At 69.2% G+C, this 26,436-nt stretch carries 21 protein-coding genes, 1 tRNA gene and 2 pseudogenes; 13 read left to right on the top strand and 11 right to left on the bottom strand.

The window, feature by feature from the left end; translation table 11 throughout:
• Positions 1–15: 15 nt before the first annotated feature.
• Positions 16–228 (top strand): DUF3126 family protein, encoded by a 213-nt coding sequence (locus F0357_RS05535; protein ID WP_153479452.1) that lies wholly within the window; start codon positions 16–18, stop codon positions 226–228.
• Positions 229–253: 25 nt separating this feature from the next.
• Positions 254–781, top strand: coding sequence for a gamma carbonic anhydrase family protein (locus F0357_RS05530; protein WP_153479451.1), 528 nt, complete (start codon positions 254–256; stop codon positions 779–781).
• A gap of 7 nt (positions 782–788) precedes the next feature.
• On the opposite strand, the gene F0357_RS05525 is transcribed toward F0357_RS05530, so the two are convergent.
• Positions 789–1,409 carry a transglutaminase-like cysteine peptidase gene (locus F0357_RS05525; protein ID WP_153479450.1) on the bottom strand — a complete coding sequence of 207 codons (621 nt, stop codon included), beginning with the start codon at positions 1,407–1,409 and terminating at the stop codon, positions 789–791.
• A 446-nt stretch (positions 1,410–1,855) separates the two neighbouring features.
• On the opposite strand from F0357_RS05525, the gene F0357_RS05520 reads away from it, so the two are divergent.
• Together F0357_RS05520 and F0357_RS05515 are read left to right on the top strand one after the other, a co-directional pair.
• The gene (locus F0357_RS05520) at positions 1,856–2,611 is read left to right on the top strand and encodes a rhomboid family intramembrane serine protease (RefSeq protein ID WP_153479449.1); all 756 of its coding nucleotides are present in this window, start codon (positions 1,856–1,858) and stop codon (positions 2,609–2,611) included.
• A 188-nt stretch (positions 2,612–2,799) separates the two neighbouring features.
• Positions 2,800–3,231 carry a CBS domain-containing protein gene (locus F0357_RS05515; protein ID WP_153479448.1) on the top strand — a complete coding sequence of 144 codons (432 nt, stop codon included), beginning with the start codon at positions 2,800–2,802 and terminating at the stop codon, positions 3,229–3,231.
• Between the two features lie 397 nt (positions 3,232–3,628).
• Here the strand turns inward: F0357_RS05515 and hisI are convergent.
• Both hisI and folE read right to left on the bottom strand, forming a co-directional pair.
• Positions 3,629–4,010, bottom strand: a pseudogene (gene hisI, locus F0357_RS05510) (phosphoribosyl-AMP cyclohydrolase); the annotation flags it as partial.
• Positions 4,011–4,062: 52 nt separating this feature from the next.
• A complete protein-coding gene (gene folE, locus F0357_RS05505) occupies positions 4,063–4,698 on the bottom strand; it encodes a GTP cyclohydrolase I FolE (RefSeq protein WP_153479447.1) in 636 nt (211 codons plus the stop codon).
• Between the two features lie 382 nt (positions 4,699–5,080).
• On the opposite strand from folE, the pseudogene F0357_RS05500 reads away from it, so the two are divergent.
• From F0357_RS05500 to F0357_RS05485, 4 genes and pseudogenes are all read left to right on the top strand, one after another.
• Positions 5,081–5,524, top strand: a pseudogene (locus tag F0357_RS05500) (iron-sulfur cluster assembly scaffold protein); the annotation flags it as partial.
• 46 nt (positions 5,525–5,570) lie between these two features.
• A complete protein-coding gene (gene yidD, locus F0357_RS05495) occupies positions 5,571–5,942 on the top strand; it encodes a membrane protein insertion efficiency factor YidD (RefSeq protein WP_153479445.1) in 372 nt (123 codons plus the stop codon).
• A 153-nt stretch (positions 5,943–6,095) separates the two neighbouring features.
• Positions 6,096–7,928 (top strand): single-stranded-DNA-specific exonuclease RecJ, encoded by a 1,833-nt coding sequence (recJ, locus tag F0357_RS05490; RefSeq protein ID WP_153479444.1) that lies wholly within the window; start codon positions 6,096–6,098, stop codon positions 7,926–7,928.
• Between the two features lie 283 nt (positions 7,929–8,211).
• Positions 8,212–8,868, top strand: coding sequence for an HAD-IA family hydrolase (locus tag F0357_RS05485; protein ID WP_153486216.1), 657 nt, complete (start codon positions 8,212–8,214; stop codon positions 8,866–8,868).
• 95 nt (positions 8,869–8,963) lie between these two features.
• Here F0357_RS05485 and cydB read toward each other — a convergent pair whose 3' ends face one another.
• From cydB to F0357_RS05470, 3 genes are all read right to left on the bottom strand, one after another.
• On the bottom strand, positions 8,964–9,974 hold the full coding sequence (gene cydB / locus F0357_RS05480; RefSeq protein WP_153479443.1) for a cytochrome d ubiquinol oxidase subunit II: 1,011 nt from the start codon (positions 9,972–9,974) through the stop codon (positions 8,964–8,966).
• On the bottom strand, positions 9,974–11,368 hold the full coding sequence (locus tag F0357_RS05475) for a cytochrome ubiquinol oxidase subunit I (RefSeq protein WP_153479442.1): 1,395 nt from the start codon (positions 11,366–11,368) through the stop codon (positions 9,974–9,976). Before F0357_RS05475 ends, cydB begins: the two co-directional genes overlap by 1 nt.
• 497 nt (positions 11,369–11,865) lie before the next feature.
• On the bottom strand, positions 11,866–12,309 hold the full coding sequence (locus F0357_RS05470; RefSeq protein ID WP_153479441.1) for a hypothetical protein: 444 nt from the start codon (positions 12,307–12,309) through the stop codon (positions 11,866–11,868).
• A 450-nt stretch (positions 12,310–12,759) separates the two neighbouring features.
• Here F0357_RS05470 and F0357_RS05465 point away from each other — a divergent pair.
• The 4 genes from F0357_RS05465 (at position 12,760) to F0357_RS05450 (ending at position 16,220) form a co-directional block, all read left to right on the top strand.
• Positions 12,760–12,833 (top strand) — tRNA-Cys (locus tag F0357_RS05465).
• A gap of 510 nt (positions 12,834–13,343) precedes the next feature.
• Positions 13,344–14,171, top strand: a complete 828-nt coding sequence (locus F0357_RS05460; protein WP_208948230.1) for a universal stress protein — start codon at positions 13,344–13,346, stop codon at positions 14,169–14,171.
• A 39-nt stretch (positions 14,172–14,210) separates the two neighbouring features.
• Positions 14,211–15,290 carry a serine hydrolase domain-containing protein gene (locus F0357_RS05455; RefSeq protein WP_153479439.1) on the top strand — a complete coding sequence of 360 codons (1,080 nt, stop codon included), beginning with the start codon at positions 14,211–14,213 and terminating at the stop codon, positions 15,288–15,290.
• A gap of 372 nt (positions 15,291–15,662) precedes the next feature.
• Positions 15,663–16,220: a single-stranded DNA-binding protein gene (locus F0357_RS05450; RefSeq protein ID WP_153479438.1), complete on the top strand. Its 558-nt coding sequence runs from the start codon at positions 15,663–15,665 to the stop codon at positions 16,218–16,220.
• 436 nt (positions 16,221–16,656) lie between these two features.
• Here the strand turns inward: F0357_RS05450 and F0357_RS05445 are convergent, their stop codons facing one another.
• The 3 genes from F0357_RS05445 to F0357_RS05435 all read right to left on the bottom strand — a co-directional run bounded on the left by F0357_RS05445 (position 16,657) and on the right by F0357_RS05435 (position 20,722).
• A complete protein-coding gene (locus F0357_RS05445) occupies positions 16,657–18,240 on the bottom strand; it encodes an APC family permease (RefSeq protein WP_246161367.1) in 1,584 nt (527 codons plus the stop codon).
• 155 nt (positions 18,241–18,395) lie between these two features.
• The gene (locus F0357_RS05440; protein ID WP_246161365.1) at positions 18,396–19,970 is read right to left on the bottom strand and encodes an APC family permease; all 1,575 of its coding nucleotides are present in this window, start codon (positions 19,968–19,970) and stop codon (positions 18,396–18,398) included.
• Between the two features lie 125 nt (positions 19,971–20,095).
• Positions 20,096–20,722: a MarC family protein gene (locus tag F0357_RS05435; protein WP_153479437.1), complete on the bottom strand. Its 627-nt coding sequence runs from the start codon at positions 20,720–20,722 to the stop codon at positions 20,096–20,098.
• 267 nt (positions 20,723–20,989) lie between these two features.
• On the opposite strand from F0357_RS05435, the gene gyrA reads away from it, so the two are divergent.
• On the top strand, positions 20,990–23,716 hold the full coding sequence (gene gyrA / locus F0357_RS05430; protein ID WP_153479436.1) for a DNA gyrase subunit A: 2,727 nt from the start codon (positions 20,990–20,992) through the stop codon (positions 23,714–23,716).
• Between the two features lie 388 nt (positions 23,717–24,104).
• Here gyrA and F0357_RS05425 read toward each other — a convergent pair whose 3' ends face one another.
• Both F0357_RS05425 and hemB read right to left on the bottom strand, forming a co-directional pair.
• Complete coding sequence (locus F0357_RS05425; RefSeq protein ID WP_153479435.1) at positions 24,105–25,358, bottom strand: threonine ammonia-lyase; 1,254 nt, start codon at positions 25,356–25,358, stop codon at positions 24,105–24,107.
• Complete coding sequence (hemB, locus tag F0357_RS05420) at positions 25,358–26,410, bottom strand: porphobilinogen synthase (RefSeq protein ID WP_153479434.1); 1,053 nt, start codon at positions 26,408–26,410, stop codon at positions 25,358–25,360. Before hemB ends, F0357_RS05425 begins: the two co-directional genes overlap by 1 nt.
• Between the last annotated feature and the right edge of the window lie 26 nt (positions 26,411–26,436).

Raw genomic sequence — 26,436 nt, 5'->3', positions numbered from 1 at the left:
CACACGGAGGCCGATTTGAACCGCGACGAAATCCGCAAGATCGAAGCCTATCTGAAGCGCAAGTTCGATCTCCCGAACCTCTCGGTGAAGGCGCGCCCCCGGAAGGACGATTCGGCGGAGGTCTATATCGGCGACGAGTTCGTCGGCATCATCTTCCGCGACGACGAGGACGGCGAGCTGTCCTGGAACTTCCAGATGGCCATTCTCGAGATGGATCTCGAGGACTGAGCCGGGATCGGACGGGGAGGGGACGTTGCCGCTCTATGCGCTCGACGGGACCGTCCCCGACCTGCCGCCCGCCGGCCGCTTCTGGGTCGCGCCGAGCGCCGAGCTGATCGGCCGCGTCCGGCTCGCCGACGAGGCGAGCGTCTGGTTCGGCGCCGTGCTGCGCGGCGACAACGAATGGATCGAGGTCGGCGCGCGTTCGAACATCCAGGACGGCGCCGTTCTCCACACCGACATGGGCTGCCCCCTCGTCATCGGCGAGGACTGCACGATCGGCCACCGTGCCGTGCTCCACGGCTGCATCCTCGGTGCCGGGACCCTGATCGGCATGGGCGCGACCGTGCTCAACCGTGCCCGCATCGGGCGGGGTTGCCTCGTCGGCGCCGGCGCCCTCGTCACCGAGGGCAAGGACTTTCCCGATTTTTCCCTGATCGTCGGCGCCCCCGCCAAGGTGGTGCGCACCCTCGATGAAGACGCGGTCGCCGGCCTGCGCCGTTCGGCCGAAGGCTATGTGCGCAATTGGCGCCGCTATGAAGCGGGATTGGCGCCGGCCTGAGCCCGCGTCACGGCCGCCGGCGGATCGAGGCGACCGAGGCCGTGCTGCGGCGGTCGTCGATGCGGGTCCACTTCATCGCGTCGTAGACCGATTGCCGCTTGATGTAGGTGTAGGGCGTCTCGAACCAGGGGCGGATGATCTCCACCTTGTTGTCGAGCACCAGGTCGCCGTGGTCGGTCCGCACCGTGAGAACCGCGTGGCCGTCGCCGTTTTCGTCGCGCACCACGGTGATGAGCACGGTCGAGGGCGGCCAGCCCCGCTCGATCAGCTCCTTGCGCTTCAGCAGCACGTAGTCTTCGCAATCGCCGCGGTCGATCGGATATTCCCAATATTCCTCGACGCCGTAGACCTCCTGGTCCGTCGCCGGGGCGACGCGGCTGTTGACCGAGCGGTTGACGACGAGGAGGTCGAGCCAGCGGTCGTCGTCGAGGGTGACGAGGACGGGTGTGCGGGTGCGGGCGACGCAATCGAACGGGTGGCGGGTGCAGAAGCTGATATAGCCGACCGGCGAACTCGCCTCGCCGAGCATCGGCATGAACGGCCCTTCCTCGGCCTTGCCGGCAAAGGCGGGCTTTCCGCCTGCCGTGGCGGCGGCGAGAAAGAACAGCAGGGCTGCGCGCTGGAGCATCCGCCTCGATCCTCTGGACGCTCCGATCCTGCCACAGCCGCTCTTGCCCTCGGCCTAAGTGGAAATCCGAAATTTGATGCGAGATGGCCGCTTTTCGGACACCATCGAGTAAGGTTTCGGCAGGGAATGAGTAAGGTTGACAAGGTGTTAGGAGGGGATGGGCGGAACTGGGGCGTCCGCCTTCCGGCGAGCGGCGGGCCCACGCGAGGCCCCTCTCGAAGCCAATTGCCGGGACTTTGGCGGCCAATTGTCAGGAGCCCCGGAACCCTATCGGTGGGCCGCTCTCGCCACCTGCCCGGCGCGCCTCGCCTTGGCGGGACACCCGCCCGCCGAGCGCACGAGGTTGCCGCGGTGGTCGCGGCGCACTATGACGCCGGGTCTGCGGTGCGCGCAGAATGACAGGTGCGCCCGGTCGTAGCTTCAAGCCGTTCGGGATGATCCGCCGCATGACCGATTTCGATCCGCTGCCGCGCCGCGAGCCGATCCTCAACATTCCGGGGTCCGTGCTGGCGCTTACGCTCGTGTTCGTCGCGATCCATCTCGTCCGCTCCGAGGTGCTCACCGTCGATCAGGACATCGCGGTCATCGTATGGGCTGCGTTCATTCCCCTGCGTTATGCCGCCGACGCGGCGACGATCGGGCTGCCCCATTCGATCGGCGTCGATCTGTGGACCTTCCTGACCTACGCCTTCCTGCACGGAAGCTGGATGCACCTGATCGTCAACGCGATCTGGATGCTCGCCTTCGGCAGCGCCGTGGCGCGCCGGTTCGGCGCCGCGCGGTTCCTCCTGTTCTCGGCGGTGTGCGCCGTCGCCGGTGCCGCCCTGCACCTCGCGTTCAATTTCGGCTCCGAGGCGCCGGTCGTCGGGGCTTCGGCGGCGATCTCCGGGCAGATGGCGGCGGCGGCGCGGTTCGTGTTCGAGCCCGGCGGGCCGCTCGGCGGCCGGTTCAATCCGCGTGGCGGCGGCTATACCGCGCCCGCCGCGCCGCTCTCCCGCGTGGTGCGCAATTCGCGGGCGATGACCTTCCTCGTCATCTGGTTCGTGCTCAACATCGTGTTCGGCACCGGGCTCCTGCCGATGCCGGGCGCGGAGGGGGCGGCGATCGCCTGGGAGGCCCATATCGGCGGCTTCCTGGCCGGATTGCTGGTGTTCTCCCTGTTCGATCCAGTCGGCCGCCGGGCGCCGTCCGACCCCGTCTGACCTGGAATTGAGGCGCACCGGCTGCGCTCGCCTTGCGGTCGCGGGCTTTCGCGTCCATCTTCCTCTCATGGCCCTTTCGGAGCGCGGCGAAAGATCGCGCGGAGAGGCCGAGGAAACGCGGGACGCCGCCCGGCTGCGCGGGCTCCGTCGCAGCTTTGTGCGGGTCCTTCCTTGAAGGAGGACGACCCATGACTGTGGCTGCCATTCTGGCGAACAAGGGCCGCTCGATCGTGACGATCCGGCCCGAGATGACGATCTCCGAGGCGTGCGACCTGCTCTCGCAGCACCGGATCGGCGCCGTCATCGCCTCGCGTGACAAACAGACTATCGACGGCATCCTGTCGGAACGCGACATCGTCCGGGCGCTCGCCCGCGACGGCGCCTCGGCGCTCGACCGGCCGGTGTCCTATTACATGACGCGCACCGTCGAGACCGTCACGGTGGCGAACACCGTCGCCGAGGTGATGGAGCGCATGACCGCCGGGCGCTTCCGCCACATGCCCATCGTCGAGGACGGCCGCCTCATCGGCCTCGTCTCGATCGGCGATATCGTGAAGCACCGCATCGCGGCCGCCGAATCCGAGGCGGAGCAGATGCGCAATTATATCGCCATGGCCTGAACGGCACCGGCGGTCGGAGGGCTTTGGTCAGGGCCACACATCGGCCGCCATCCCCGTCTCCCCGCACGCGGGGAGACGGTTGCCCCGAAGGGGCGGATGAGGGGTCATCGCATTGGCTAGGGACCATACAGCGGCCCGTCTGGTGTGGCGGGCACCTTCCTTTCCATCGTCATTGCCGGCCTTGTGCCGGCAACCCAGGGGCGGCGAACGCGGGGCGTGCGGCCCCTGGGTCCCCGGGACAAGCCCGGGGATGACTACGGAAAGGACGTAGGCACCCGTCTCTCAAACGCGCCCCTCGCTCAGGCGTCCTGGTCGGCGCCGTAGAGCACGCTCGGGGAGACGAGGGGCTCCGGCTCGACATAGGAGAGGCCGGCCTCGGAGGCGGGGCCGCGCAGGTCGACCGCGCGGTAGAAGCAACTACGCCGGCCAGTGTGGCAGCTTGCGCCGCTGCCGGCGACGGCGACCTTGAGGAGCACCGCGTCCTGGTCGCAATCGACCAGGAGCTCGCGCACCTCCTGGAGCGAGCCCGAGGTCTCGCCTTTCTTCCACAGCGATTGCCGCGACCGGCTCCAATAATGGGCGATACCGGTTTCGACGGTGAGGCGCAGCGCCTCGGCGTTCATGTGCGCCACCATCAAGACGGCGCCGTCGTCGGCGTCGGTGACGATCGCGGTGACGAGGCCGTCCCGGTCGAAGCGGGGAGCGAAGGTTTCGCCCTCCTCGAGGGAGGCCTTGTCGGGCAGGGAGGCGAACGGGGCGGCAGCGTTCGTGTCGCTCACGGGTCGGGTCTCTCGCGCGAAGAGCCGGGCGTCCCGCCCGGCCGGGTTCGGATCAGCGGTTGAGGCGCAGCATCGTCATGAAGCGGACCTGCTCGGCCGGGTCGTCGCGGAACACGCCGGTGAACTGGCTCGTCACCGTGGACACGCCCGCCTTCTGCACGCCGCGCAGCGACATGCACTGATGCTCGGCCTCGAACAGGGCGGCGACGCCGCGCGGCTTCAGATGGTCTTCGATCGCCTGCACGACCTGGGCGGAGAGGTTCTCCTGGGTCTGCAGGCGGCGGGAGAACACGTCCACCACGCGGGCGAGCTTCGACAGGCCGACGACGCCGCCGGTCGGATAATAGGCGATGTGCGCCTTGCCGATGAACGGCACCATGTGGTGCTCGCAGTGCGAATAGAACGGGATGTCCCGCAGCAGCACCATGTCGTCGTAGCCGCCGACTTCCTCGAACACGCGGTCGAGCACGTCGGCCGGGTCTTCGCGGTAGCCGCGGTAGAATTCCTCGTACGCCTTCACCACCCGGCGCGGCGTGTCGATGAGACCTTCGCGGTCGGGGTTGTCGCCCGCCCACGCGATGAGCGTGCGCACGGCCGCCTCGGCCTCTTCACGCGAGGGACGCGGCTGCGGCGCCTGCTGCGGTGCCTCACCGCGGCGGTCGGCAATGCTCTTCACGACGGCATCCATGAAATACTCCCGGCGAGCCTAGCCTTAGGGTCCGCCACCCCGGCGGGATGCGGGGCGATGCGGCAACATACGGTGTGGCCCGCGTTTTCGTGCGCCCCGCGCCGCTGACCGACCGAGAGCACCAAATAAGGCGGCGCGTCTCAAAGGCTAGCGCCCCCGGGGAGCAGGTTCCTATATAGGCGTTATCGCCCCGGCGCGAAACTGCCCGAATCGTGCGCGAGCGGGCGACTTTGGAACCGCTGCGGCAACGAATTGCGAACGGCGGCGTCGCGGTGAAATGCCGCGATATGCGCGGGCCGGAGAGCCGGAACGGCATGCTCCGAGCTTCGGGCGAGGCGAAATAAACCGAGTTTTCCGGCGCGGCCGGGGACGGAACGACGACATGCTCGACGACGTCTACAACGCCAAGATCCTGGAATTCGCCGGCAACATCGAGCGGATCGGCCGCCTCGAGGCGCCGGACGCGAGCGCGACCGCGCATTCCCGTCTGTGCGGCTCGACCGTCACGATCGACCTCAAGATGGCGGACGGCGTCGTCACGGACTTCGCTCACGTCGTGAAGGCGTGCGCGCTCGGCCAGGCCTCGTCGGCGATCATGGCGCGCCATGTCGTCGGCGCGACGGCCGAGGAATTGCGGGATCTGCGCGAGACGATGCGGCGGATGCTGAAGGAGGACGGTCCGCCGCCCGGCGGGCGCTGGGACGAGCTGCGTTTCCTCGAGCCGGTGCGCGCCTACAAGGCCCGCCACGCCTCGACGCTGCTCACCTTCGACGCCGTGGTGGACGCCATCGGCCGCATCGAGGCCGCGCGCGGTGCCGCCCGCGCGGACGCCGCCGAAGCCGTGTCCGCCCCCTCCGACCCGTCGGCCGCCGATGTGCAGCGCCTGCGACACACCGCCTCCTGAGCGTGCCGGGGGCGTGTCCCCCACGCGCGGCGGCGTTCGGCTGGGCGTGGCCGTCGCCCGCGGGCTGATCGGGCTCTATCGCCTCACGCTCTCGCCGCTCCTGCCGAACGTCTGCCGCTATCAGCCGAGCTGTTCGGCCTACGGGATCGAGGCGATCGAGCGCTTCGGCCTGTGGGCCGGGGGATGGGTGCTCGCGGCCCGGCTCGCCCGCTGCCATCCCTTGGGCGCCTCGGGCTTCGACCCTGTGCCGGACCGGCTGCCGGCCGCTGCCTGGTACGCCCCCTGGCGCTACGGTCGCTGGAGCGGCCGCCACATCGACCCTGCGACCCGCCTCGATTGAGGGGCGCCAGATTGTGGCGTGGCGCGGAGAGGGTGGGCGTGACGCGGAGAGGGACTGCCCGTCCGGGAGGGCGCGCCCACCTCTCGCCCCGCTTTCTCCCGAATTCCGCCCGCGAAGGTTGCCCGACTCGCGCCGCTCTGCGATTCTAGACTGATGAATCTGCCTCTCGCTTCCCCCGTCCTCGCCACCCGGTCCGCGCCCGGTGCCCGCGCGCCGGTGCTCGGCGTCTCCGCGTCCCTCGGCGGCCGTCGCTGGATCGGCCGGCTCGACGAACGCGGTGCGGCGGAGGCCCTGGCGATTTCCCAGCGCCACGGCGTGCCGGACGTGATCGGCCGCGTGCTGTCGGGCCGGTCGGTGGGGATCGAGGCGGTCGAGGCGTTCCTCGCCCCGACCCTGCGCGACCTGATGCCCGACCCCACCTCGCTGACCGATATGGAGGCCGCCGCCGACCGGCTCGCCGATGCGGTCGAGACCGAGGAGCAGATCGGCGTCGTCGCCGACTACGACGTCGACGGCGCGACCTCCGCGGCCGTCCTGGTGCGCCATCTGCGGGCGCTCGGCTCGGATGCCGTGGTCCACGTGCCCGACCGTTCGACGGAGGGCTACGGCGTCTCGGTCGAGGCGGTGGAGCGCCACGCCCGGTCCGGGGCACGCCTCCTCGTCACCCTCGATTGCGGCACCTCGAGCCACGAGGCGCTGGAGGCGGCGCGCCGTCTTGGCCTCGATACGGTCGTCATCGACCACCATCCGGCCGGCGTGGAGCTGCCCCCCGCCCGCGCCATCGTCAATCCGAACCGGCAGGACGACCTCTCGGGCTGCGGCCATCTCTGTGCCGCCGGCGTGACCTTCCTCGTCGCCGTCGCGCTCAACCGGACCCTGCGCCGGCGCGGCTTCTTCGCGACCCGCCGCGAGCCGGACCTTCTGAGCCTGCTCGATCTCGTCGCGCTGGGCACCGTGTGCGACGTCGTCCCCCTCGTCGGGCTCAACCGCGCCTTCGTGGTGAAGGGGCTCCAGGTCCTCAAGAAGCGGGAAAATCTCGGCCTCGCCGCGCTCGCCGACGCGGCGCGGATGAACGGGGCGCCGACGCCCTATCATCTGGGCTTCCTGCTCGGGCCACGCATCAATGCCGGCGGACGGATCGGCGACTCGACCCTCGGCGCGCGCCTCCTCGTCACCGAGGACCCGGTCGAGGCGGGCTTCATCGCGGGCCGGCTCGACGCCCTCAACCGCGAACGCCAGGAGGCCGAGGCGCTCGCGCTCGCCCAGGCCGAGGCGATGCTCGTCGACGCGCCGTTCGAATCCGTCTCCGTCGTGTTCGACGACGGCTGGCATCCGGGCATCGTCGGGCTCGTCGCCGCCCGCCTCAAGGAGCGGCTCGGGCGGCCCGCCTTCGCCATCGCGCTCGATCCCGAGGGCCGCGGCACCGGCTCCGGCCGCTCGATCTCGGGCGTCGATCTCGGCGCGGCGGTGCGCGCCGCCGCGGAGGCCGGCCTCCTCATCAAGGGCGGCGGCCATGCCATGGCGGCGGGCCTCACCATCGCCCGCGAGCGGATCGCCGAGTTCGGCGGCTTCCTGGAGGCGCGGCTCGCCGCCGACGTCGCCGCGGCGCGGGCGGACGACGGGCTCAAGCTCGACGGGGTGCTGACCGCCGGCGGTGCCACCACGGCCCTCGTCAACCTCGTCGAGCGCGCCGGGCCCTACGGCGCCGGCCATCCCGAGCCGATTTTCGCCTTTCCGTCGCACCGGCTCGGCGACGTCCGCATCGTCGGCCAGGGCCACGTCAAGGCGACGCTCGTGTCCGGCGACGGCCGCCGGCTCGACGGCATCGCCTTCCGCGCCGCCGACCGTGATCTCGGCCGGGCGCTGTTGGCCGGGCGCGGCGAGAGCTTCCACGTCGCCGGCTGCCTCGGCCTCGATTCCCTCGATCCCGGCCGCGTCTCCCTGCGCATCCTCGACGCCGCCGACCCGCGCCGCACCGCGTTCTGAGGGCAGGGCGCGGGTCGGGGGAGCGGCGAAAGTTCCCCCTCCGTCGTCATCCGCGGGCTTGTCCCGGGGAAGGAGGAGCCGCGCGCGCTGAGTTTGCCGCCCCGGGTCCCCTCCACAAGGGCTGGGATGACGACGGAGAGGAACGGGCCATCGCCATCCTGCTCCGCCTTCACACCATCGGCCCCTTCGCGCCCTTGAGGCTGGACGCGCTCGCTTCGGCGTGCCAAGCAGCGGCGACCTCTCGCCTCGTCCGTTCCGGAGCCCCGCCTTGACCGAGCGCCTGTTGTTTCCCGATCGCGGCTTCGATGCCTTCCTGTTCGACATGGACGGCACGCTGCTCAACTCGATCGCCGTCGCCGAGCGGGTGTGGGGCAATTGGGCGATCCGCCACGGGCTCGATCCCGTCGCCTTCCTGCGCACCATCCACGGCGTGCGGGCGATCGAGACCATCACCGCCCTGCAACTCCCCGGCGTCGATCCCCTCGCTGAAGCCGTCGCCATCAACGAGCTCGAGCTCGAGGACATGGAGGGCATCGAGGCCATCGCCGGCGTCGTGTCGTTCCTGGAGGCGCTGCCGGCGGACCGCTGGGCGATCGTCACGTCCGCGCCGCGGCAACTCGCCGAGCGCCGCCTCGCCGCGGCCGGTCTGGTGCCGCCGGCGGTGATGGTGGCGTCGGAAGACGTCAGCCGCGGCAAGCCGGCCCCGGATTGTTTCCTGCTCGCGGCCGAGCGGCTCGGGGTTCGGGCGGATCGCTGCGTGGTGTTCGAGGACGCCCCGGCCGGCATCGCCGCCGCCGAGGCCGCGGGTGCCGCGGTGGTGGTCGTCACCACGACCCACACCCACCCGCTCGAGACGCCGCACCCCGGCATCGCCCATTACGAGCACATCGCCGGCCGGCCCCGCACCGAAGGCCCGCTCGATCTCTGGCATCGCGGCTGAGGGCTGAGGGGAACGGGCGAGACGCGCCGTTCGGGCCGGCTCGCCGTCTTAGAAATGGGCATCGGCGATCGCTCGCCGATGCCGTGTGTCGCGCCTCAATGATAGCCGATGTCGGCCCGAACCTTGCCCCGGAACACCCAATACGACCAGCTCGTGTAGACGAGGATCACCGGCAGCAGGAACAGCGTGCCGACGAGCAGGAACGCTTGGGTCGAGTTCGAGGAGGCGGCCTCCCACAAAGTGAAGGTGTGGGGCACGATGAAGGGCCACAGGCTGATCGCGATGCCGAGATAGGCGAGCACGAACAGGCCCACGGCGCCGACGAAGGTTCCGCTCTGCGACGCGCCGGTCAGGGCGCGCCAGACCCCGAACGCGACGGCTGCGGCGGCGATCGGAACCGGTGCCAGGAACAGAATGTTCGGCCACGAGAACCAGCGGTGCGACACGTTCGCGTTCATCAGCGGCGTCCAGATGCTGACGATCGCCATCGAGACCACGACGCCGAGAAGGCACAGGCGGCCGCGCCGGCGGGCGCGCGCCTCGATGTCGCCCTCCGTCTTCAGGATCAGCCAGCCGGCGCCGAGCAGCGCGTAGCCGAACATCAGCGCGATGCCGGTCAGCACCGAGAACGGCGTCAGGAAGTCGAACGACGTGCCGGTGAAGACCCGTCCCTCGACCTTGAAGCCCTGGATGAAGGCGCCGAGCATGACGCCCTGGGCAAAGGCCGCGGTCGCGGATCCGTAGAAGAAGCCATGGTCCCAGAAGGTCTTGTTCTCGGTGTCGCGGAAGCGGAAATCGAACGCCACGCCGCGGAACACGAGGGCGAGCAGCATCACCAGCACGGGGAAGTAGAGGGCCGGAATGATGATCGCGAAGGCCAGCGGAAAGGCCGCGAGCAGCGCGACGCCGCCGAGCACCAGCCAGGTCTCGTTGCCGTCCCACACCGGCGCGATGGAGTTCATCACGATGTTGCGGGAGCGCAAGTCCGGCTCGAACCCGTACAAGATGCCGACTCCGAGATCGAAGCCGTCGAGCAGCACGTAGAGGAAGATGCCGACGGCGATGATGATCGTCCAGACCGGAACGAAGCTCAGGATGATGTCCATCAGGCGTCTCCAGAGACCTGCAATTGCACGGTGATGGGCCGGCTCGGCCGGCCGCTTTCGACCGGCGACTGGCCGATCGTGACGTCGCCCGGTCCCTTGCGGACGATGCGCGCCATGATGATGGCGCCGGCCGGGAAGACGATGAGGTAGACGATCGCGTAGCCGAGGAAGGAGAGCAGCACGTCGAACCCGGTGAGGGACGGCGGCACGGCATCGGCGGTGCGCATCAGGCCGTAGACGATCCAGGGCTGTCGGCCGACCTCCGTTGTGGTCCATCCGGCGAGCACGGCGATGAAGCCGAGCGGCCCCGCCCAGAGGCAGGCGCGCAGGAAGAGCCGGCTTTCGAAGAGGCGTCCGCGCCCGCGCAGCCACAGACTGCCGACCACCAGCCCCAGCATCACGAAGCCGACCGCCACCATCAGCCGGAAGGCGAAGAACGGAATGGCGACGGGCGGCCATTGGTCGGGCGAGAAGTCCTTGAGGCCCTTCACCGTGCCGTCGAGGGAGTGGGTCAGGACCAGGCTGCCGAGGTGGGGAATCGCGATGGTGAAGCGGTTGCTCGCGGTCGCATTGTCGGGGAGGGCGAAGAGGACGAGGGGGACGTCGTTGCTGGTTTCCCAATGCGCCTCGATCGCCGCGAGCTTGGCCGGCTGGTGCTCCAGCGTGTTGAGGCCGTGCTGGTCGCCGATGAGGATTTGCAACGGCACCAGCACGGTGAGCAGCCAGAAGGCCATCGAGAACATGGTGCGGCCTTCGGGCGCGGAGGGCTGGCGGCGGATCAGATAGGCACCGACGGCCACGACCACGAAGGCCGTCGTCACGTAGAAGCCGACGACCGTGTGGGCGAGGCGATAGGGAAACGACGGATTGAAGATCACCGCGACCCAGTCGGACGGGAAGAACCGTCCGTCGGACACCTGATAGCCCGACGGCGTCTGCATCCAGCTATTGGCGGCGAGAATCCAGAACGATGAAAAGAGCGTGCCGAGCGCGACCATCACCGCGGAGAAGAAGTGCGCCCCCGCCGGCACCAGCTTGCGCCCGAACAACAGCACCCCAAGGAAGGCGGCTTCGAGGAAGAAGGCTGTGAGCCCCTCATAAGCAAACAAAGGGGCGAGCACGTTGGAGACCGCGTCGGAATAGCGGCTCCAGTTGGTGCCGAACTGGAACGGCATGACGATGCCGGAGACGACGCCGATGCCGAACGCAACGGAGAAGATCTTGATCCAGAAGTTCGACGTGCGGAGGTAAACGTCTTTCTTCGTGAAGAAATGAAGCCCTTCCAGCAATGCGATGAAAGAGGCGCAGCCCACGGTGAAAGCAGGCAGAAGAATATGCCACCCGATAACCCAGGCGAATTGTAATCTCGAGAGCAGAACCGGATCCAGGTCCATGGCGACCTCGCTGTGCGGGTGACAGAAACGGCGCTTCCAGCCGGCGGACACCGATCGGACCACAAAACTTTCGACTAGGATAACCTCGGGAGCGCACGTCAGGGATGCATGTGCCGCTGCGTCTCGTCAATCGCATGACGCGAGTTGTGCAACCATTCGTTACAGACTGTTTCCGTAGTGCAACATTGACCCGCACCAGAGACGCCTGGGTGAGCGCAGCCTATGGCCCCGCGGCGTGCTGCAGCGCGGCGGCAAATGGACGGGCGATTGCAGGAGATCACAGGGATTCCTTCTCCCCGCTGGCGGGGAGAAGGTGGCGCCGCGCGCAGGATGAGGGGCTGCCTCCCTCATCCAATAAGTCTCTACGAAGAAATAAGAAAAGTCCCCTCATCCGCCCCTTCGGGGGACCTTCTCCCCGGGCGGGGAGACGGGAGGGCGGCGCTCGCTTCCACTCTCGGGTAAGCGTGTGCGGTGCGTCGAAGCGGGGCGGCGCCCGATCAGCGGCGGCGGTGGAAGGTGACGCAGGAGACGGTCGAGGGATTGTTCTGGGCGTAGCAGAGCTCGAACGCGTTCGGGCCGAGGATGGAGCCGACCGAGGTGCCGTCCTTGTCGGTGGTGCGCAGGGTCTTTCGGTCGGAGCCGACGACCATCAGCTTGACCTCCGTGTCGCCCGGCGAAGTGATCGTGCCGATATAGCGGCCCTGATCCTCTTTGGTGATCTCGATGACGAGCTCGGCCGAAGCGAAGCGCGGCTCGTCGCCGGTGCCGGCATTGCCGTAATGGCCGGTGTTGGTGGTGACGATCGCCCGGCTCTTGCCGACCCAGGTGCCGATCAGGTTCGGCCAAGCGCTCTTTCGCGAAGTATCCTTCGCGGCGGCGGGCGTGCCCGCGACGGCGAGCGCGGTGACGAGAACGGCGACGGCGGACGTGGCGAGACGCATGGTGGGACCCCCGGCTTGATGAACCGGGCTCACGATGCGCGAGGGCTGTTCCGACCGCAAGGCGTCGGGGGGAGGGGCGCGCGCTATGGGGAGCGCTCCTGCACGACGCACCGTGCTCGGCAGGGGCTTCCATCCCGCTCTCTCCATGGTCATCCGCGGGCTCGTCCCGCGGACCCAGGGGCCGCGAACGCAAGGTCTGCTGCCCTTGGGTCCCCGCCACAACGGCGGGGATGACGATGGAGAGCGACGTGCCGGCTGCTCAGGTGCGCGGTGCGGATCGCTCGTCCTCTCCCCAGGGCTGGAGCTACGAGGCGGTATCTGTTGGATATGGCGATCATATCGCTGCCTTCCTCCATATCTCCTATGCACGCGCTCGTGCGCGAAGCCGTGGACGGAGCGCACCGTCGGGCTTGCCCAACCGGCCGCGACCCTTTAGTGATCCGATCGCGGGGCGACGTGGCGGAGTGGTTACGCAGCGGACTGCAAATCCGTGTACGCCGGTTCGATTCCGGCCGTCGCCTCCAGCGCGCCCCGCACCTTTCTCCTTTTCCCGCCATGCGATCGTGACCGGTTCCCGGACCGTGATCGCGCGTTTGCGCCCCAATCCCCGAGGCCCAACGCTTTGGCGGCGGACCCCTTGCTCTCCGTCGTCATCCCCGCCCTTGTGGCGGGATCCAGGGGCGGCAGACCCCGCGTTCGTGGCCCCTGGGTCCGCGGGACCAGCCCGCGGATGACGATGGAGAGGGCTTGGCAGCGTCCTTTTGGCGCTCGCATCTCCGCGGCCTGGGCTCTCGTCGTCCGCGAAATCCCCTCGTGCCCGCCATTGCATCATGCCCGCCACCCCTTGGCGGCGACCCACCTGCCATGATCGACACCCCACGCATCGGCCGGCGCGCTTGACACCTTCGGCCCCCTTTCATAGTGGGCCGCGCCGCCCCTTGGCTCCACTGTCTCCGCCTCGGAGGCCGGCGTCCCGCGGGCCACGGCTGCGCTCGGCGGGATGGTCTTCCGAGACGGATCTCCAAGGACGCCCTATGGCCCTGCGCATTCTCGCCGTTCTCGCCGAGCCGGGTACCGCCCGCGCGTGCCTCGAAGCCGCCGCCGCGGCTGCCTCGGTCGATCCCGCCACGACCATCGAGGCGCTGTGCATCACCGAGGACCCGCGCGGGACCGGCGAATCGGCGGAAGAGGCGGCGATCCAGCGCCTGCGCGATCATTTCGAGGGCACCCCGCAGGCGCGCACCGAGGCCGTCCATGCGGTCTACGACGATTGGCTCGCCGGCATCGCCGAAGAGCATCATGCCCAGGTGACCTGGCGCGAGCGGGCGGGGGACGAGGGCGCCGTGCTCGTCGCCGAAGCGCCGTCCGCCGATCTCCTGATCCTCGCGCGTCCGCACGACATCAGTGCCCACGACGCGGTCCATGCCGCGATCTTCCATGCCGAGCGCCCGTTGCTCGTGCCGCCCGATTGGGTGCGAACGGGCGGCGCGCCGCTCGCCCGCAAGATCGCCATCGCCTGGAAATCGACGCCGCAAGCCCACCGCGCCCTGGTCGGCGCCGGGCCCTGGCTGCGTGCGGCCGACGAAGTGCGGGTGTTCGCCGTCGCCCCGAGCGTCGAGGTGGCGCGCTGCGAGGAATGCCACCACGTTCTCCGCGATCTCGGCGTGAAGGCCGACACGACCCTGCTGCCGCCGGGCGACGGCGATGTCGGCGACGAGATCCTGAAGGCGATCGGGGAGTGGGGCGCCGACGCCCTCGTCATGGGCGCGTTCCGCCATGGCGCGATCATGGAGGCGATGCTCGGCGGCACCACCCGGACGATCTTCGCCAAGGCCAGCCTGCCGATCTTCACCGCCCACTAGGGGTGCTCCGGCACGCGGGTGCCGTCCGAGGAACTGCCGATGACCGCCGCCTTGATTCGCCCGCTCCCGCCGGTCGCGCCGCAGGAGGCCGGCTTCGCCCCGGATCTCGCCGCCCGCTTCGGGGCGGGGATTCGCTCGGGATTGCTGCACAGCCTTCACGCGGTCGTCGTCGTGCGCGCCGGGCGGCTCGTGCTCGAGCATTATGAAGAGGCCGCCGACGAATGCTGGGGCCGACCGCTCGGGCGGGTCTCGTTCGGCCCCGACGTGCTGCACGATCTGCGCTCGGTGACGAAGAGCGTCGTGAGCCTTCTCTACGGCATCGCGCTCGCCCGCGGGCTGGTGCCGCCGCCGGACGCGCCGCTGCTCGCCGCGTTCCCCGATTATGGCGACCTCGCCGCCGACCCGGCGCGGGCGGCGTGGACGGTCCGGCATGCGCTGACCATGACGCTCGGGATCGAATGGGACGAGGAGCGGCCCTATACCGACCCGCTCAACAGCGAGATCGCGATGGAGCTGGCGGACGATCGCTTTCGTTTCGTGCTGTCGCGCCCGATCGTCGACGCTCCGGGCGCACGCTGGGTCTATTGCGGCGGGGCCTCGGCGCTGATCGGTGCGCTGATCGCCCGCGGCACCGGCCGCTCGCTGCCGGACTTCGCCCGCGAGGTGCTGTTCGAGCCGGCCGGCCTCGGCGCCTTCGAATGGTCGTGCGGCACCGACGGCACGCCCTCCGCCGCCTCGGGCCTGCGGCTGACGCCCCACGGCCTCGCCCGCCTCGGCGCGCTCCTCGCGGGAGGCGGCAGCCTCGCGGGACGGCAGATCGTGCCCGCGGATTGGCTCGCGGCCTCGTTCCGCCCCGCCGTCTCGACCGGGGACGGCCTCGATTACGGCCTGCAATGGTGGCTCGGCGAAGGTCCCGTCGGCCCCGATCCCGGCCCCGGCGTGGCGCGTCCCGGCGAGCGTTGGGCGGCCGGCTTCGGCAACGGTGGCCAGCGGCTTTTTCTGCTGCCCTCCCGCGAACTCGCCGTCACGATCTTCTCCAGCCGCTACAACGCCTTCGACGCCTGGATCACGCCGACGCGGATCTGGCGGGAAATCGTGCTCGCCAACCTCCTCGCCTGAGCGCCCGACGCGCAGCGGGGGTCTTGCCCCGCGGCGCGGCTTGTGCAAGAACAAAAAAAGAACATTGGCGATGATGCCGAGGGATGTGGCGTGGCCCTAACGGCGCTCGGCTGCGGCCGGCGGCGATGCGCTCGGCGCCTTCGCGGCCCGGATGTCGGGGGGGCGGCCCCGGGACGCGGGGCCGAATCCTGTGGACGCCTGCGCTTGCGTCCGCCGCGGCGCGGCCCATGTGTGGGCGGAACGGGCAAAGGTGGTTAATGTTCTCGCCTTCGCGGCCGCCGGTGCGGCCTGCCGCGGGCCGGCCGACGGGGCCGGCCGCGATCGGTGCGGGGCCTTGCGCCCGCGCCAGCTTCATTTCGGGAGACTTCGACCATGGCCGGCAGCGTCAACAAGGTGATCCTCGTCGGAAATCTCGGGGCCGATCCGGAAATCCGCCGCACCCAGGACGGTCGCCCGATCGCGCGGCTGCGCATCGCGACCTCCGAGACCTGGCGCGACCGCAACACCAACGAGCGGCGCGAGAAGACCGAGTGGCACACGGTGGTGATCTTCAACGAGGGTCTCTGCAAGGTCGCCGAGCAGTTCCTCAAGAAGGGCTCCAAGGTCTATCTCGAAGGCCAGCTCCAGACCCGCGAGTGGGACGACCAGTCGGGCCAGAAGCGCTACACCACCGAGATTGTTCTGCAGGGGTTCAATTCCACGCTCACCATGCTCGACGGGCGCGGTGAGGGTGGCGGCGAGCGGATCGGCGGCGCTGGCGGCGGCGATTTCGGCCGCTCGTCTCCGATGGACCGCGGCGGCGCCGATTTCGGCACCGAGCGGGGCGGCCGCAGCGCCGGCGGTGCATCTGGCGGTGGCGGTGGTGGCGGCGGCGGCGGCGCGCCCCGCGAGAGCTATTCCCGCGACCTCGACGACGAAATCCCGTTCTGAGGCGTCGGAGCGGGTCGATCCTGGCGGCGAGGATAGGCTGGGCTGCGGCGGGCCTCGCTCGAGGCGGCCTCCGCATCCGCCGGGGCTTCGGCCGCAGTTGCGCCGGCCTTTGGGCCGGCGTTTCGACGACACGAGACATCGCTGTGTCCGTGTCGGACCACAGCGTCGCCGTGTCCTTCTCCCTGCCGGGGAGAAGGTGCCCCGGAGGGGCGGATGAGGGGCTTAAACCCCTTCATTCATTGAACGATTTCTGGCGACAATAGCCTTCGAAGGCCCCTCATCCGGCGCTTCGCGCCACCTTCTCCCCGCAAGCGGGGCGAAGGGAAGGCTGGTCCCTTGCAGATGGTATTGGGGCCGGTGAGCGCATAGCGCCGCGGTCTGGCTCATAGCCTCCACCGCCACACCCCCTCCCACCGTCCCGCCCTTCCCCTACCGCTCAATGACCGCCGGCGGTGCCGCTCGCGATCGCGGCCTCGTCGGTCGCGAGATAACGCTCGTAAGTCTCGCGGCTGACCGGGCGGCGCACGGCGGCGGCGAGGATCAGAAGCGCGAAAACGGCGAGCAACAGCGTATCGACGCCTCGGGGCAGCAACCCGATGCCGCCATAGGAACTGCAATAGGAGGCGAGGCCGATCCCGGCGAAATAGGGGATCAGCCACCAGGCCTGGGCGAGGTCGAGCCCCTTCAAGCCGTGCCGCATGCCACGGGCGAAGAACAGGACGAGCCCGACGAGAAGGTACGCCCCGAGCCGCCACACCGTGTCCCAGCCTCCCCAATAGATGATCAGGGTCGCGATGACGAAGGCGGCCGCGGCGATCGCCGGGGCGCCTGGCACGCGGAACGGACGGGGGCGCTGCGGATCGATCCGGCGCAGGCCGAGCAGGACGACCGGCCCGACCGCGAACGACAAGGTGACCGCCGCGCCGCAGATCTGGAGCATCTCCTCGAACGGGATGAACAGGAACATCGCGATCGAGACGGCGAGGTTGAGGAGCAGCGCCGCCGCCGGCACGCCGCGGTCGGACAGGGTGGCGATGGGGCTCGGGAAGAAGCCGTTCTCGCCGAGCGCATAGGACAGGCGCGCGTTCGAGCCGACCGAGACGAACGCGCAGCCGAACGGGCCGGCGATCGCCCCGAGATTAACGACGCGGGCGAGCCAGACGATTCCGGCGCCGGCGGCGACCGCGCCGATCGCCCCGAAGGTGCCGGGCAGGCTGAGGTTGGCCCAGCCGTTGGCGAGATCGGCCGGACGCAGCGCTCCGACGAAGGCGATCTGGAGCCCGCTATAGATCAGGAAGCAAATGAGGACGGAGAGCAGCAGCGCGGCCGGAACGGTGACGCCCGGATTGCGCGTCTCGCCGGCGAGGTCGATGGTGTGGCGGAAGCCGATGCAGCAGGCGGCGACGCCGCCGGCCGACACCGCGCTGAAGATGCCGGTGACGCCATAGGGCGCGAAGCCGCCCGCGGCGGTGAAGTTCGCCGGCTCGAAGCTCGTCGACAACAGCACCACGACGACGATGACGGGAACGATGATCTTGATCCAGGTCAGGCCGGTGTTGATGCGGGCGAACAGCTTGACGCCGTAGAAGTTGAGGCCGGTGTAGAGGGCGAGGAGGCCGAGGGCGATCGCGGTGCCGAGCGGCGAGAGGTCGCCCGTGCCGCCGCCCCGGAGCACGGGAAAGTGCGGGCTCAGATAATGCAGCGTCGCATCGACCTCGAACGGGGCGATGGTGTTGTAGCCGACCCAGGCGCTCCAGCCCATCACCATGGCGACCGTCTTGCCGTGGCTGAACTGGGGCAACCGGCCGAGGCCGCCGGCGACCGGGAGCATGGCGGAGACTTCGGCGAAGGTGAGCGCGAGGAGCAGCATCGCGAGGCTGCCGATCGCCCACGCCACCACCGCCGCGGGCCCGGCGATCTGCGCTGCCTGAAGCGGGATGAACAGCCATCCCGAGCCTATCACGCCGCTGACGCCGACGAAGGTCAGGCCGATGAGCCCGATCTCACGCTTCATTTTCATGGAGGGTGCCTCGCTTTCAGGCGGATGTGGGCCGAGCCGCAGCCGGTGTGCTCCGCCGAGACATGAACGATGGGGCCGCCCGTCGGCGACGCCGGGCCGGTGTGGGCTCACCGGCCAGGAGGACCTGTGTCATGGCCCGCAGAAGACGCGTCCCGTCAGTGGCCGGCGCTCTGGAGCGCCGTGGTATCGGTCGCGAGATAGCCCTCGTAGGTCTTGCGGCTCACCGGGCGGCTTGCGGCGGCGAACAGGATGACGATCGAGAAGGCGATCAACAGCACCGTATCGACGCCACGCGGCAACAGGCCGATACCGCCATAGGAGCCGCAATAGGAGGCGAGGCCGATCCCCGCGCAATAGGGCACGAGCCACCAGGCTTGGGGGAGATCGAGGTCGTGCAGCCCATGTTTCAGCCCGCGCGCGAGGAACAGCGCGAGGCCGACGAGCAGGCAGGCGCCGAGCCGCCAAACCGTGTCCCAGCCACCCCAATAGATGACGAGGGTCGCGATCGCGAAGGCGACCATGGCGATCGCCGTGCCCGCCGGCACACGGAACGGGCGCGGGCGATCCGGATCGATCCGGCGCAGTCCGAGCAGCACCACCGGCCCGACGGCGAACGACAGCGTCACCGCCGCACCGCAGATCTGCATGATCTCCTCGAAGGGGAGGAACAGGAACATCAAGATCGCGACGACGAGATTGAACAAGAGTGCCATGGCAGGCACGCCGCGATCCGACAGGGTGGCGATGCGGCGCGGAAAGAAGCCGTTCTCGCCGAGTGCGTAGGACAGACGCGCATTCGAGCCGACCGAGACGAGCGCGCCGCCGAACGGACCGACGATCGCCCCCAGATTGACGAGCCGCGCGACCCACACGAGCCCGAGCCCCGAGGCGACCGCACCAATCGCACCGAAGGCTCCCGGCAGGCTGAGCTGATCCCACCCGTTCACCAGATCCGCGGGACGCAGCGCACCGATGAAGGCGAGCTGAAGCCCGCCATAAACCAGGAAGCAGATGAAGACCGAGAGGAGCAGCGCCACCGGCACCGTGATGCCGGGATTGCGCGTCTCGCCGGCGAGGTCGATGGTGTGGCGGAAGCCGATATAGGAGACGATGACGCCGCCGCTCGACACCGCGCTGAAGATGCCCTGCACGCCGTGGGGCGCGAAGCCCCCTGCCGCGGTGAAGTTCGCCGTCTCGAAGCTCGTGGCCATGAGCACCACGATGACGAACACCGGGATGACGAGCTTGACCCAGGTGAGCCCCGTATTGATGCGGGTGAAGAACTTCACGCCGTAATAGTTGATGATGGTGAAGACCAGCACGAGGGCGATGGCAATGGCGACGCCGAGCGGCGAGAGATCGGTCGAACCCGGATCGTGCAGCATCGGGAAATGCGGCCCGAGATAACGCAGCGTCGCCTCGACCTCGAGCGGCCCCGTGGTGCTGTAGCCGACCCAGGCGCTCCAGCCCATCACCATGGCGACCGTCTTGCCGTGGCTGAACTGGGGCAGCCGACCGAGGCCGCCGGTGACGGGCAGCATGGCGGCGACCTCGGCGAAGGTGAGCGCGAGCAGGAACATGGCGACGCCGCCGACGACCCAGGACAGGACCGCGGCGGGCCCCGCGAGTTGCACTGCCTGAAGCGGCGCGTACAGCCAGCCCGAGCCGATGACGCCGCTCACGCCGATGAAGGTCAGGCCGACGAGCCCGATCTCACGCTTCATTTTCATCAGGATGCCCCGGTCTTGTCTCAACCGCGACCCGGCCCCCGCCGGTTCGTTCGGCTCGCACTTTAGCGGCGCCGCGCGGTCGCGTCCGTGACGAATTTTGGGATGATTGGGTGGAGCGGGCGTTGTCAGGGATTGAGGAGCGCGCGGGCGCCGTCGGCCGCGATCTGGACGGCCAGCGCGGCGAGGAGCACGCCGAACAGCCGACTGAAAACGAGCCGCCCGGTCTGCCCGATGAGGCGGTCCACCGGTTCCGCGGCATAGAACACCGCGAGGGTGAGCCCCATCACCACGACGATGATGCCGATCAGGATCAAGCGGGCGAGGGGGCTGTGGAAGTCCGTCGCGAGCACGACGGCCGCGGAAATGGCGCCGGGGCCCGACAGCATCGGCACGGCGAGGGGAAAGACGGCGATGTTGCGCAGTTCCTGCGCCCTCAGGCTCTCCTCGACGACCGCCTCCTTGCGGTCCTGGCGCTTCGTGAACACCATCTCGAAGGCGATCCAAAACAAGAGCAGGCCGCCGGCGAGGCGGAAGGCCGGCAGCGTGATGCCGAGCACGCTGAGAATGCCCGAACCGGCGACGGCGAACAGGATCAGGATGGCGCCGGCGACCAGGGTGGAATAGAGCGCGACGCTGCGCTTCTCGGCGACCGTCATCCACGAGGTCATGACGAGGAAGATCGGCACGAGCGCGATCGGATCGACGATCACGAAGAGGGTCGTGAAGGCGCTGAGAAGATCGACCGACGGCATCCGCATCTCCGTTCGCTGCCGCGAAGGTTGACCGCTCGCGGGGAAAAAGCAACGCCGCCACCTCACCCCGGCGACGGTCGGTCCGGGCGTTTTTCTCGCGCCCGGCCACCCAAATGCCGCAAAGAATTAGAGCGGTTTCGCCGGCTTAAGATAAGTGACTGGAAAATATACAGGAATTGTTGTGCGGGGAAGGGGGTGCGGATTTGGACCCCACGGCTGAATCGGCTATAACCCGGCTCAACTGCGAACCACTGACGGAACCAGCCCTTGGCCGATCCGGATAAGCCCACGCCGGTAGAAGATTCCTCCGACGTCCGCCCCGTCTCCATCACCGACGAGATGAAGCGCTCCTATCTCGATTACGCCATGAGCGTGATCGTGAGCCGGGCGTTGCCCGACGTGCGCGACGGCTTGAAGCCCGTTCACCGGCGCATCCTCTATTCGATGTACGAGACGGGCTACGAGTGGAACAAGCCCTATCGAAAGTCGGCCCGCGTGGTCGGCGACGTCATCGGTAAATATCACCCGCACGGCGACCAATCGGTCTACGACGCGCTGGTGCGCATGGCGCAGCCGTTCTCGATGCGTCTGCCGCTGATCGACGGCCAGGGCAATTTCGGCTCGGTCGACGGCGATCCCCCGGCGGCGATGCGCTACACCGAAGTGCGCCTCGAAAAGGTGGCCCAGAGCCTCACCGAAGATCTCGACAAGGCGACCGTCGACTTCCAGGACAACTACGACAATTCCGAGCGCGAGCCGACGGTGATGCCGGCGCGCTTCCCGAACCTCATCGTCAACGGTGCCGGCGGCATCGCCGTCGGCATGGCGACCAATATCCCGCCGCACAATCTCGGCGAGATCATCGACGCTTGCGTCGCCCTCATCGACGATCCCGCGCTCTCCTTCGAGCGGCTGATGGAGATCGTGCCGGGGCCCGATTTCCCCACGGCGGGCCTTATCCTCGGGCGGTCCGGAATCCGTCAGGCCTATCTCACCGGGCGCGGTTCGCTCGTGATGCGCGGCCGCGTCGCCGTCGAGACCATCCGCAAGGACCGCGAAGCGCTCATCATCACCGAGATTCCCTATCAGGTGAACAAGGCGACGATGGTCGAGAAGATCGCCGAGCTGGTGCGCGACAAGCGCGTCGACGGCATTTCCGACCTGCGCGACGAATCCGACCGCGACGGCACCCGCGTCGTCATCGAGCTGAAGCGCGATGCGGTCGCCGACGTCGTGCTCAACCAACTCTACCGCTTCTCGCCGCTGCAGACGACGTTCGGCTGCAACATGGTGGCGCTCAATGGCGGCCGTCCGGAGCTCCTCAATCTCCAGGACATGCTGACCGCCTTCATCGCCTTCCGCGAAGAGGTGGTGGGCCGGCGGACGAAATATCTGCTCGGCAAGGCGCGCGACCGCGCCCACGTGTTGGTCGGCCTCGCCATCGCCGTCGCCAACATCGACGAGGTCATACGCCTCATCCGCACCGCGCCCGATCCGGCGTCCGCCCGCGCGAGCCTGATGGCGCGCGCCTGGCCGGCGAACGACATGGCACCCTTGCTCGCCCTCATCGACGATCCGCGCCACGCGCTCGCCGAGGACGGCACCTATCGGCTGTCGGAAGAGCAGGCCCGCGCTATCCTCGATCTGCGGCTGCAGCGCCTCACCGCGCTCGGCCGCGACGAGATCGCCGAGGAGCTCGAGAAGCTCGCCGTCGAGATCAAGGATTATCTCGACATCCTGCGCTCGCGCGCCCGCGTGCTGGGCATCGTCAAGAACGAGCTGTCGGCGATCCGCGCCGATTTCGCGACGCCGCGGCGGACCGAGATCCTCGACGGCGGCGCCGACCTCGACGACGAGGATCTGATCCAGCGCGAGGACATGGTCGTCACCGTGAGCCACGCCGGCTACGTGAAGCGCGTGCCGCTCGCGACCTACCGGGCGCAGCGTCGCGGCGGCAAGGGCCGCGCCGGCATGTCGACCCGCGAAGAGGATTTCGTCACCCGCCTGTTCGTGGCGAACACGCATACGCCGGTCCTGTTCTTCTCCTCGCTCGGCCAGGTCTACAAGGAGAAGGTGTGGCGCCTGCCGCTCGCGGCGCCACAGGCCCGCGGCAAGGCGCTCGTCAACATCCTGCCGCTCGACCAGGGCGAGGTCGTCACCTCGATCCTGCCCTTGCCGGAGGACGAGGAGAGCTGGGACAAGCTCGACGTGATGTTCGCGACCCGTCGCGGCACGGTGCGGCGCAACAAGCTGTCCGACTTCATCCAGGTCAACCGCAACGGCAAGATCGCGATGAAGCTCGACGAGGGTGACGGCATCGTCGACGTGCAGGTCTGCACCGAAGCCGACGACGTGCTGCTGACGACCGCGGCCGGCCAGTGCATCCGCTTCCCCGTCGACGACGTGCGCGTCTTCAAGGGCCGCGATTCCGTCGGCGTGCGCGGCATCTCGCTCGGCGGCGACGACCGCATCATCTCGCTCTCGATCCTGCATCATTTTGATGCGACGCCGGACGAGCGCACCGCCTATCTCAAGATGCGCCGTGCCGTTGCCGGCGACGGCGAGGATGCGGGCGAGATCGAGGCCGAGGAGACGTCGGCCGACGTCGCGCTCGGCGCCGAGCGCTATGCCGCGATGGGCGCCGCGGAGCAGTACATCCTGACCGTCTCCGAGCGCGGCTTCGGCAAGCGCACCTCGTCGTTCGGCTACCGGATCACCGGGCGCGGCGGCAAGGGCATCGCGGCGATGGCGGTGAACGACCGCAACGGCCGTCTGGTCGCCTCGTTCCCGGTCGAGGACAGCGATCAAATCATGCTGGTGACGGATGGCGGGCAGTTGATCCGCTGCCCGGTCGACGGCATCCGCATCGCTGGCCGCGCCACGCAGGGCGTGACCGTCTTCAACACCGGCGGCGAAGCCCGCGTCGTCTCCGTCGAGCGCATCAGCGACGAAGGCGAGGGCGAGGACGACGAGGGCGGCGGCGAGACGGAGTGAGGGACGGCGGCGTGGCTGAAGGCCGCGCCGCGCCCTGACTGAGCGTTCGTCGACGGCCCTAGTGTGCTTCCTGCGAACCTTTCGGCAGATATCGCATCTCACCTCCCTCACCGTCGTCATTGCCGGCCTTGGACCGGCAACCCAGGGGCGGCGGGCGAGATGGTCTCCATGGTCAGCGCGTCATGTCCGGGGCTCCTGGATCCGCGGGTCAAGCCCGCGGATGACGTGGAGAGGGGGATGTTCGCGACGGAGCGGTGGGTGCGCGGTGAGCGATCGCCGCGGCTGGCACCGTTGGAGGCGTAAGGCGCTGGCGCTTAAGGGGCTTGCACCGGAGCTCAATGGACCCCGGCGCCGGTGAGGGCTTTGGGGGCGGGCTCCATGTCGCCCCTCACAACCGCGCCTCGGCGACCGGCACGCGCACCACGCTGAAGCCGCGGCTTTTCAGGGCGGATACGATTTCGCCGGCGTGGTCGGCGTCGCGCGTCTCGACGGTGATGTCGACCAGCGCCCCCTTGGCGTGGACGTCGAGGAAGAAGCGGCGGTGCGAGACGTCGAGGATGTTGCCGCCGAGGTCGCCGATGATGCCGGCGAGGTCGGCGAGCATGCGCGGCCGGTCCGGCACGCGGATGCGGATCGAGACGATGCGCTCCTCGCGGGTCAGTTCGCGCACCACGATCGCCGCGAGAATGCGGGCGTCGACATTGCCGCCGGTCAGCACCAGGCCGACGCGGCGGCCGCGATAGCGCTCCGGATCTGTGAATAGGGCGGCGAGCCCGGCCGCGCCGGCGCCCTCGGCGGTGGTCTTCTGCAAGGTGAGGAAGGCGTTGATCGCCCGCTCGATGGCGCTTTCGGGCACCGTCACCACGTCGTCGACGAGGGTGCGGGCGGCGGCCACCGCAATGCGGCCGACATTCTTGACCGCGATGCCTTCGGCCAGCGTGTTGCCGCCGCACTCGGCGGTCGTCCCCTTCAGCGCTGCGACGAGGGAGGGATAGAGCTCGGTCTCGACGCCGATGATCTCCACCGAGGGCTTCAGCGCCTTCGCGGCGATCGCGAGGCCGGACAGCAGGCCGCCGCCGCCGACCGGACAGACGATGGTGTCGAGGTCCGGCGCGTCCTCGATCATCTCGAGGCCGATGGTGCCCTGGCCCGCGACCACCCGGGTGTCGTCGTAGGGGTGGATCCAGGTGAAGCCCTCGGCGGCGGCGATGCGCTCGGCCTCGATCTGCGCCTCGGCCACCGTCTCGCCGGCGAGCACCACCCGGGCACCGTAGCCCCGCGTCGCCGCCACCTTCACGTAGGGCGTCGGCTCCGGCATCACGATCACCACCGGCACGCCGAGGCGAGCGCCGTGAAAGGCGACCGCCTGGGCATGGTTGCCGGCCGACATGGCGATCACGCCCCGCGCCCGCTGCGTCGCGTCGAGCGACATCAGCTTGACGATCGCGCCGCGCTCCTTGAAGGCGCCGGTCGCCTGGAGGTTCTCGTATTTCACGAAGACCTTGGCGCCGGTCAGCCGGGAGAGCTGGGCGGCCGGCAGGAGCGGCGTGCGGATGACCTGGCCGCGGATGAGGTCGGCCGCCGCGCGGATGTCCGCGAGGCTCGGCAGGGCGAAGGCATCCGCCGGGGCGTGGGTGTTCATCAGCCGGCCTTCTGGCGCTTCGCCACGTCGAGGGCGAAATAGGTGAGGATGCCGTCGGCGCCGGCCCGCTTGAAGGCGAGCAGGCTTTCGAGGATCGCCCGTTCGCCGTCGATCCAGCCGCGATCGGCGGCGCCGCGGATCATCGCGTATTCGCCGGACACCTGATAGGCGAAGGTCGGCACGCCGAAGGTCTGGCTGACGCGCCAGAGGATGTCGAGATAGGGCATGCCGGGCTTCACCATCAGCATGTCGGCGCCCTCGGCGAGGTCGAGTTCGGCCTCGCGCAGCGCCTCGTCGGTGTTGCCGGGGTCCATCTGATAGGTGCGCTTGTCGCCGCGCAGGGTCTTGTTGGAGCCGATCGCGTCGCGGAACGGTCCGTAGAAGGCGGAGGCGTACTTCGCCGCGTAGGACATGATCTGGACGTGGGTGTAGCCGGCCTCGTCGAGGGCCTGACGGATCGCGCCGATGCGGCCGTCCATCATGTCCGAAGGGGCGATGACGTCGGCGCCGGCGGCGGCCTGCACCAGGGTCTGCTCGATCAGCCGCTCGACAGTCGCGTCGTTGACGATCTCGTCGCCGGCGAGGAGGCCGTCGTGGCCATGGCTCGTATAGGGATCGAGGGCGACGTCGGTGATGATGCCGATCCCCGGCGCGGCGTGCTTGATCGCCCGAGTGGCGCGGCAGACGAGGTTGCCGTCGTTGACGGCCTCGCTCGCGGTCTCGTCGCGCAAGTCGGGATCGGTGAAGGGGAACAGGGCGATCGCCGGAATGCCGAGCGAGGCGGCCTCGGCGGCGGCCTCCGCCACATAGTCCACCGACAGACGGTGGACGCCGGGCATCGAGGCGACGGGCTGCCGCACGCCGGTGCCTTCGACCACGAAGAGCGGCCAGATCAGGTCGTCGACGGTGAGCGCGGTCTCGCGCACCAGCCGGCGCTGCCAATCGGTGCGGCGGTTGCGCCGCATCCGGCGGCCGCCGACGATCTGGCCGGCGACCGTGCCGGGGCCATCGGCCGGAATCGAGGGGGTGTGCGAGGGCGTGTGGGCGGTCATCACCGTGCTCCAGATCCTTGGCCTGT

This window comes from Segnochrobactrum spirostomi, assembly GCF_009600605.1.
In the GTDB taxonomy this organism is placed as follows: domain Bacteria; phylum Pseudomonadota; class Alphaproteobacteria; order Rhizobiales; family Segnochrobactraceae; genus Segnochrobactrum; species Segnochrobactrum spirostomi.
This window is presented reverse-complemented; position numbering and strand designations above follow the sequence as displayed.

What these genes read in the sequence shown, in the direction of transcription:
- F0357_RS05450 (WP_153479438.1), top strand. Translation starts at nt 15,663, where the DNA reads ATGGCCGGCAGCGTCAACAAGGTGATCCTCGTCGGAAATCTCGGGGCC.
- F0357_RS05425 (WP_153479435.1), bottom strand. Translation starts at nt 25,358, where the DNA reads ATGAACACCCACGCCCCGGCGGATGCCTTCGCCCTGCCGAGCCTCGCG.
- F0357_RS05455 (WP_153479439.1), top strand. Translation starts at nt 14,211, where the DNA reads ATGACCGCCGCCTTGATTCGCCCGCTCCCGCCGGTCGCGCCGCAGGAG.
- F0357_RS05475 (WP_153479442.1), bottom strand. Translation starts at nt 11,368, where the DNA reads ATGGACCTGGATCCGGTTCTGCTCTCGAGATTACAATTCGCCTGGGTT.
- F0357_RS05445 (WP_246161367.1), bottom strand. Translation starts at nt 18,240, where the DNA reads ATGAAAATGAAGCGTGAGATCGGGCTCATCGGCCTGACCTTCGTCGGC.
- F0357_RS05435 (WP_153479437.1), bottom strand. Translation starts at nt 20,722, where the DNA reads ATGCCGTCGGTCGATCTTCTCAGCGCCTTCACGACCCTCTTCGTGATC.
- F0357_RS05515 (WP_153479448.1), top strand. Translation starts at nt 2,800, where the DNA reads ATGACTGTGGCTGCCATTCTGGCGAACAAGGGCCGCTCGATCGTGACG.
- F0357_RS05440 (WP_246161365.1), bottom strand. Translation starts at nt 19,970, where the DNA reads ATGAAAATGAAGCGTGAGATCGGGCTCGTCGGCCTGACCTTCATCGGC.
- folE (WP_153479447.1), bottom strand. Translation starts at nt 4,698, where the DNA reads ATGGATGCCGTCGTGAAGAGCATTGCCGACCGCCGCGGTGAGGCACCG.
- hemB (WP_153479434.1), bottom strand. Translation starts at nt 26,410, where the DNA reads ATGACCGCCCACACGCCCTCGCACACCCCCTCGATTCCGGCCGATGGC.
- F0357_RS05460 (WP_208948230.1), top strand. Translation starts at nt 13,344, where the DNA reads ATGGCCCTGCGCATTCTCGCCGTTCTCGCCGAGCCGGGTACCGCCCGC.
- F0357_RS05470 (WP_153479441.1), bottom strand. Translation starts at nt 12,309, where the DNA reads ATGCGTCTCGCCACGTCCGCCGTCGCCGTTCTCGTCACCGCGCTCGCC.
- recJ (WP_153479444.1), top strand. Translation starts at nt 6,096, where the DNA reads ATGAATCTGCCTCTCGCTTCCCCCGTCCTCGCCACCCGGTCCGCGCCC.
- cydB (WP_153479443.1), bottom strand. Translation starts at nt 9,974, where the DNA reads ATGGACATCATCCTGAGCTTCGTTCCGGTCTGGACGATCATCATCGCC.
- yidD (WP_153479445.1), top strand. Translation starts at nt 5,571, where the DNA reads ATGTGCAGCGCCTGCGACACACCGCCTCCTGAGCGTGCCGGGGGCGTG.
- F0357_RS05525 (WP_153479450.1), bottom strand. Translation starts at nt 1,409, where the DNA reads ATGCTCCAGCGCGCAGCCCTGCTGTTCTTTCTCGCCGCCGCCACGGCA.
- F0357_RS05520 (WP_153479449.1), top strand. Translation starts at nt 1,856, where the DNA reads ATGACCGATTTCGATCCGCTGCCGCGCCGCGAGCCGATCCTCAACATT.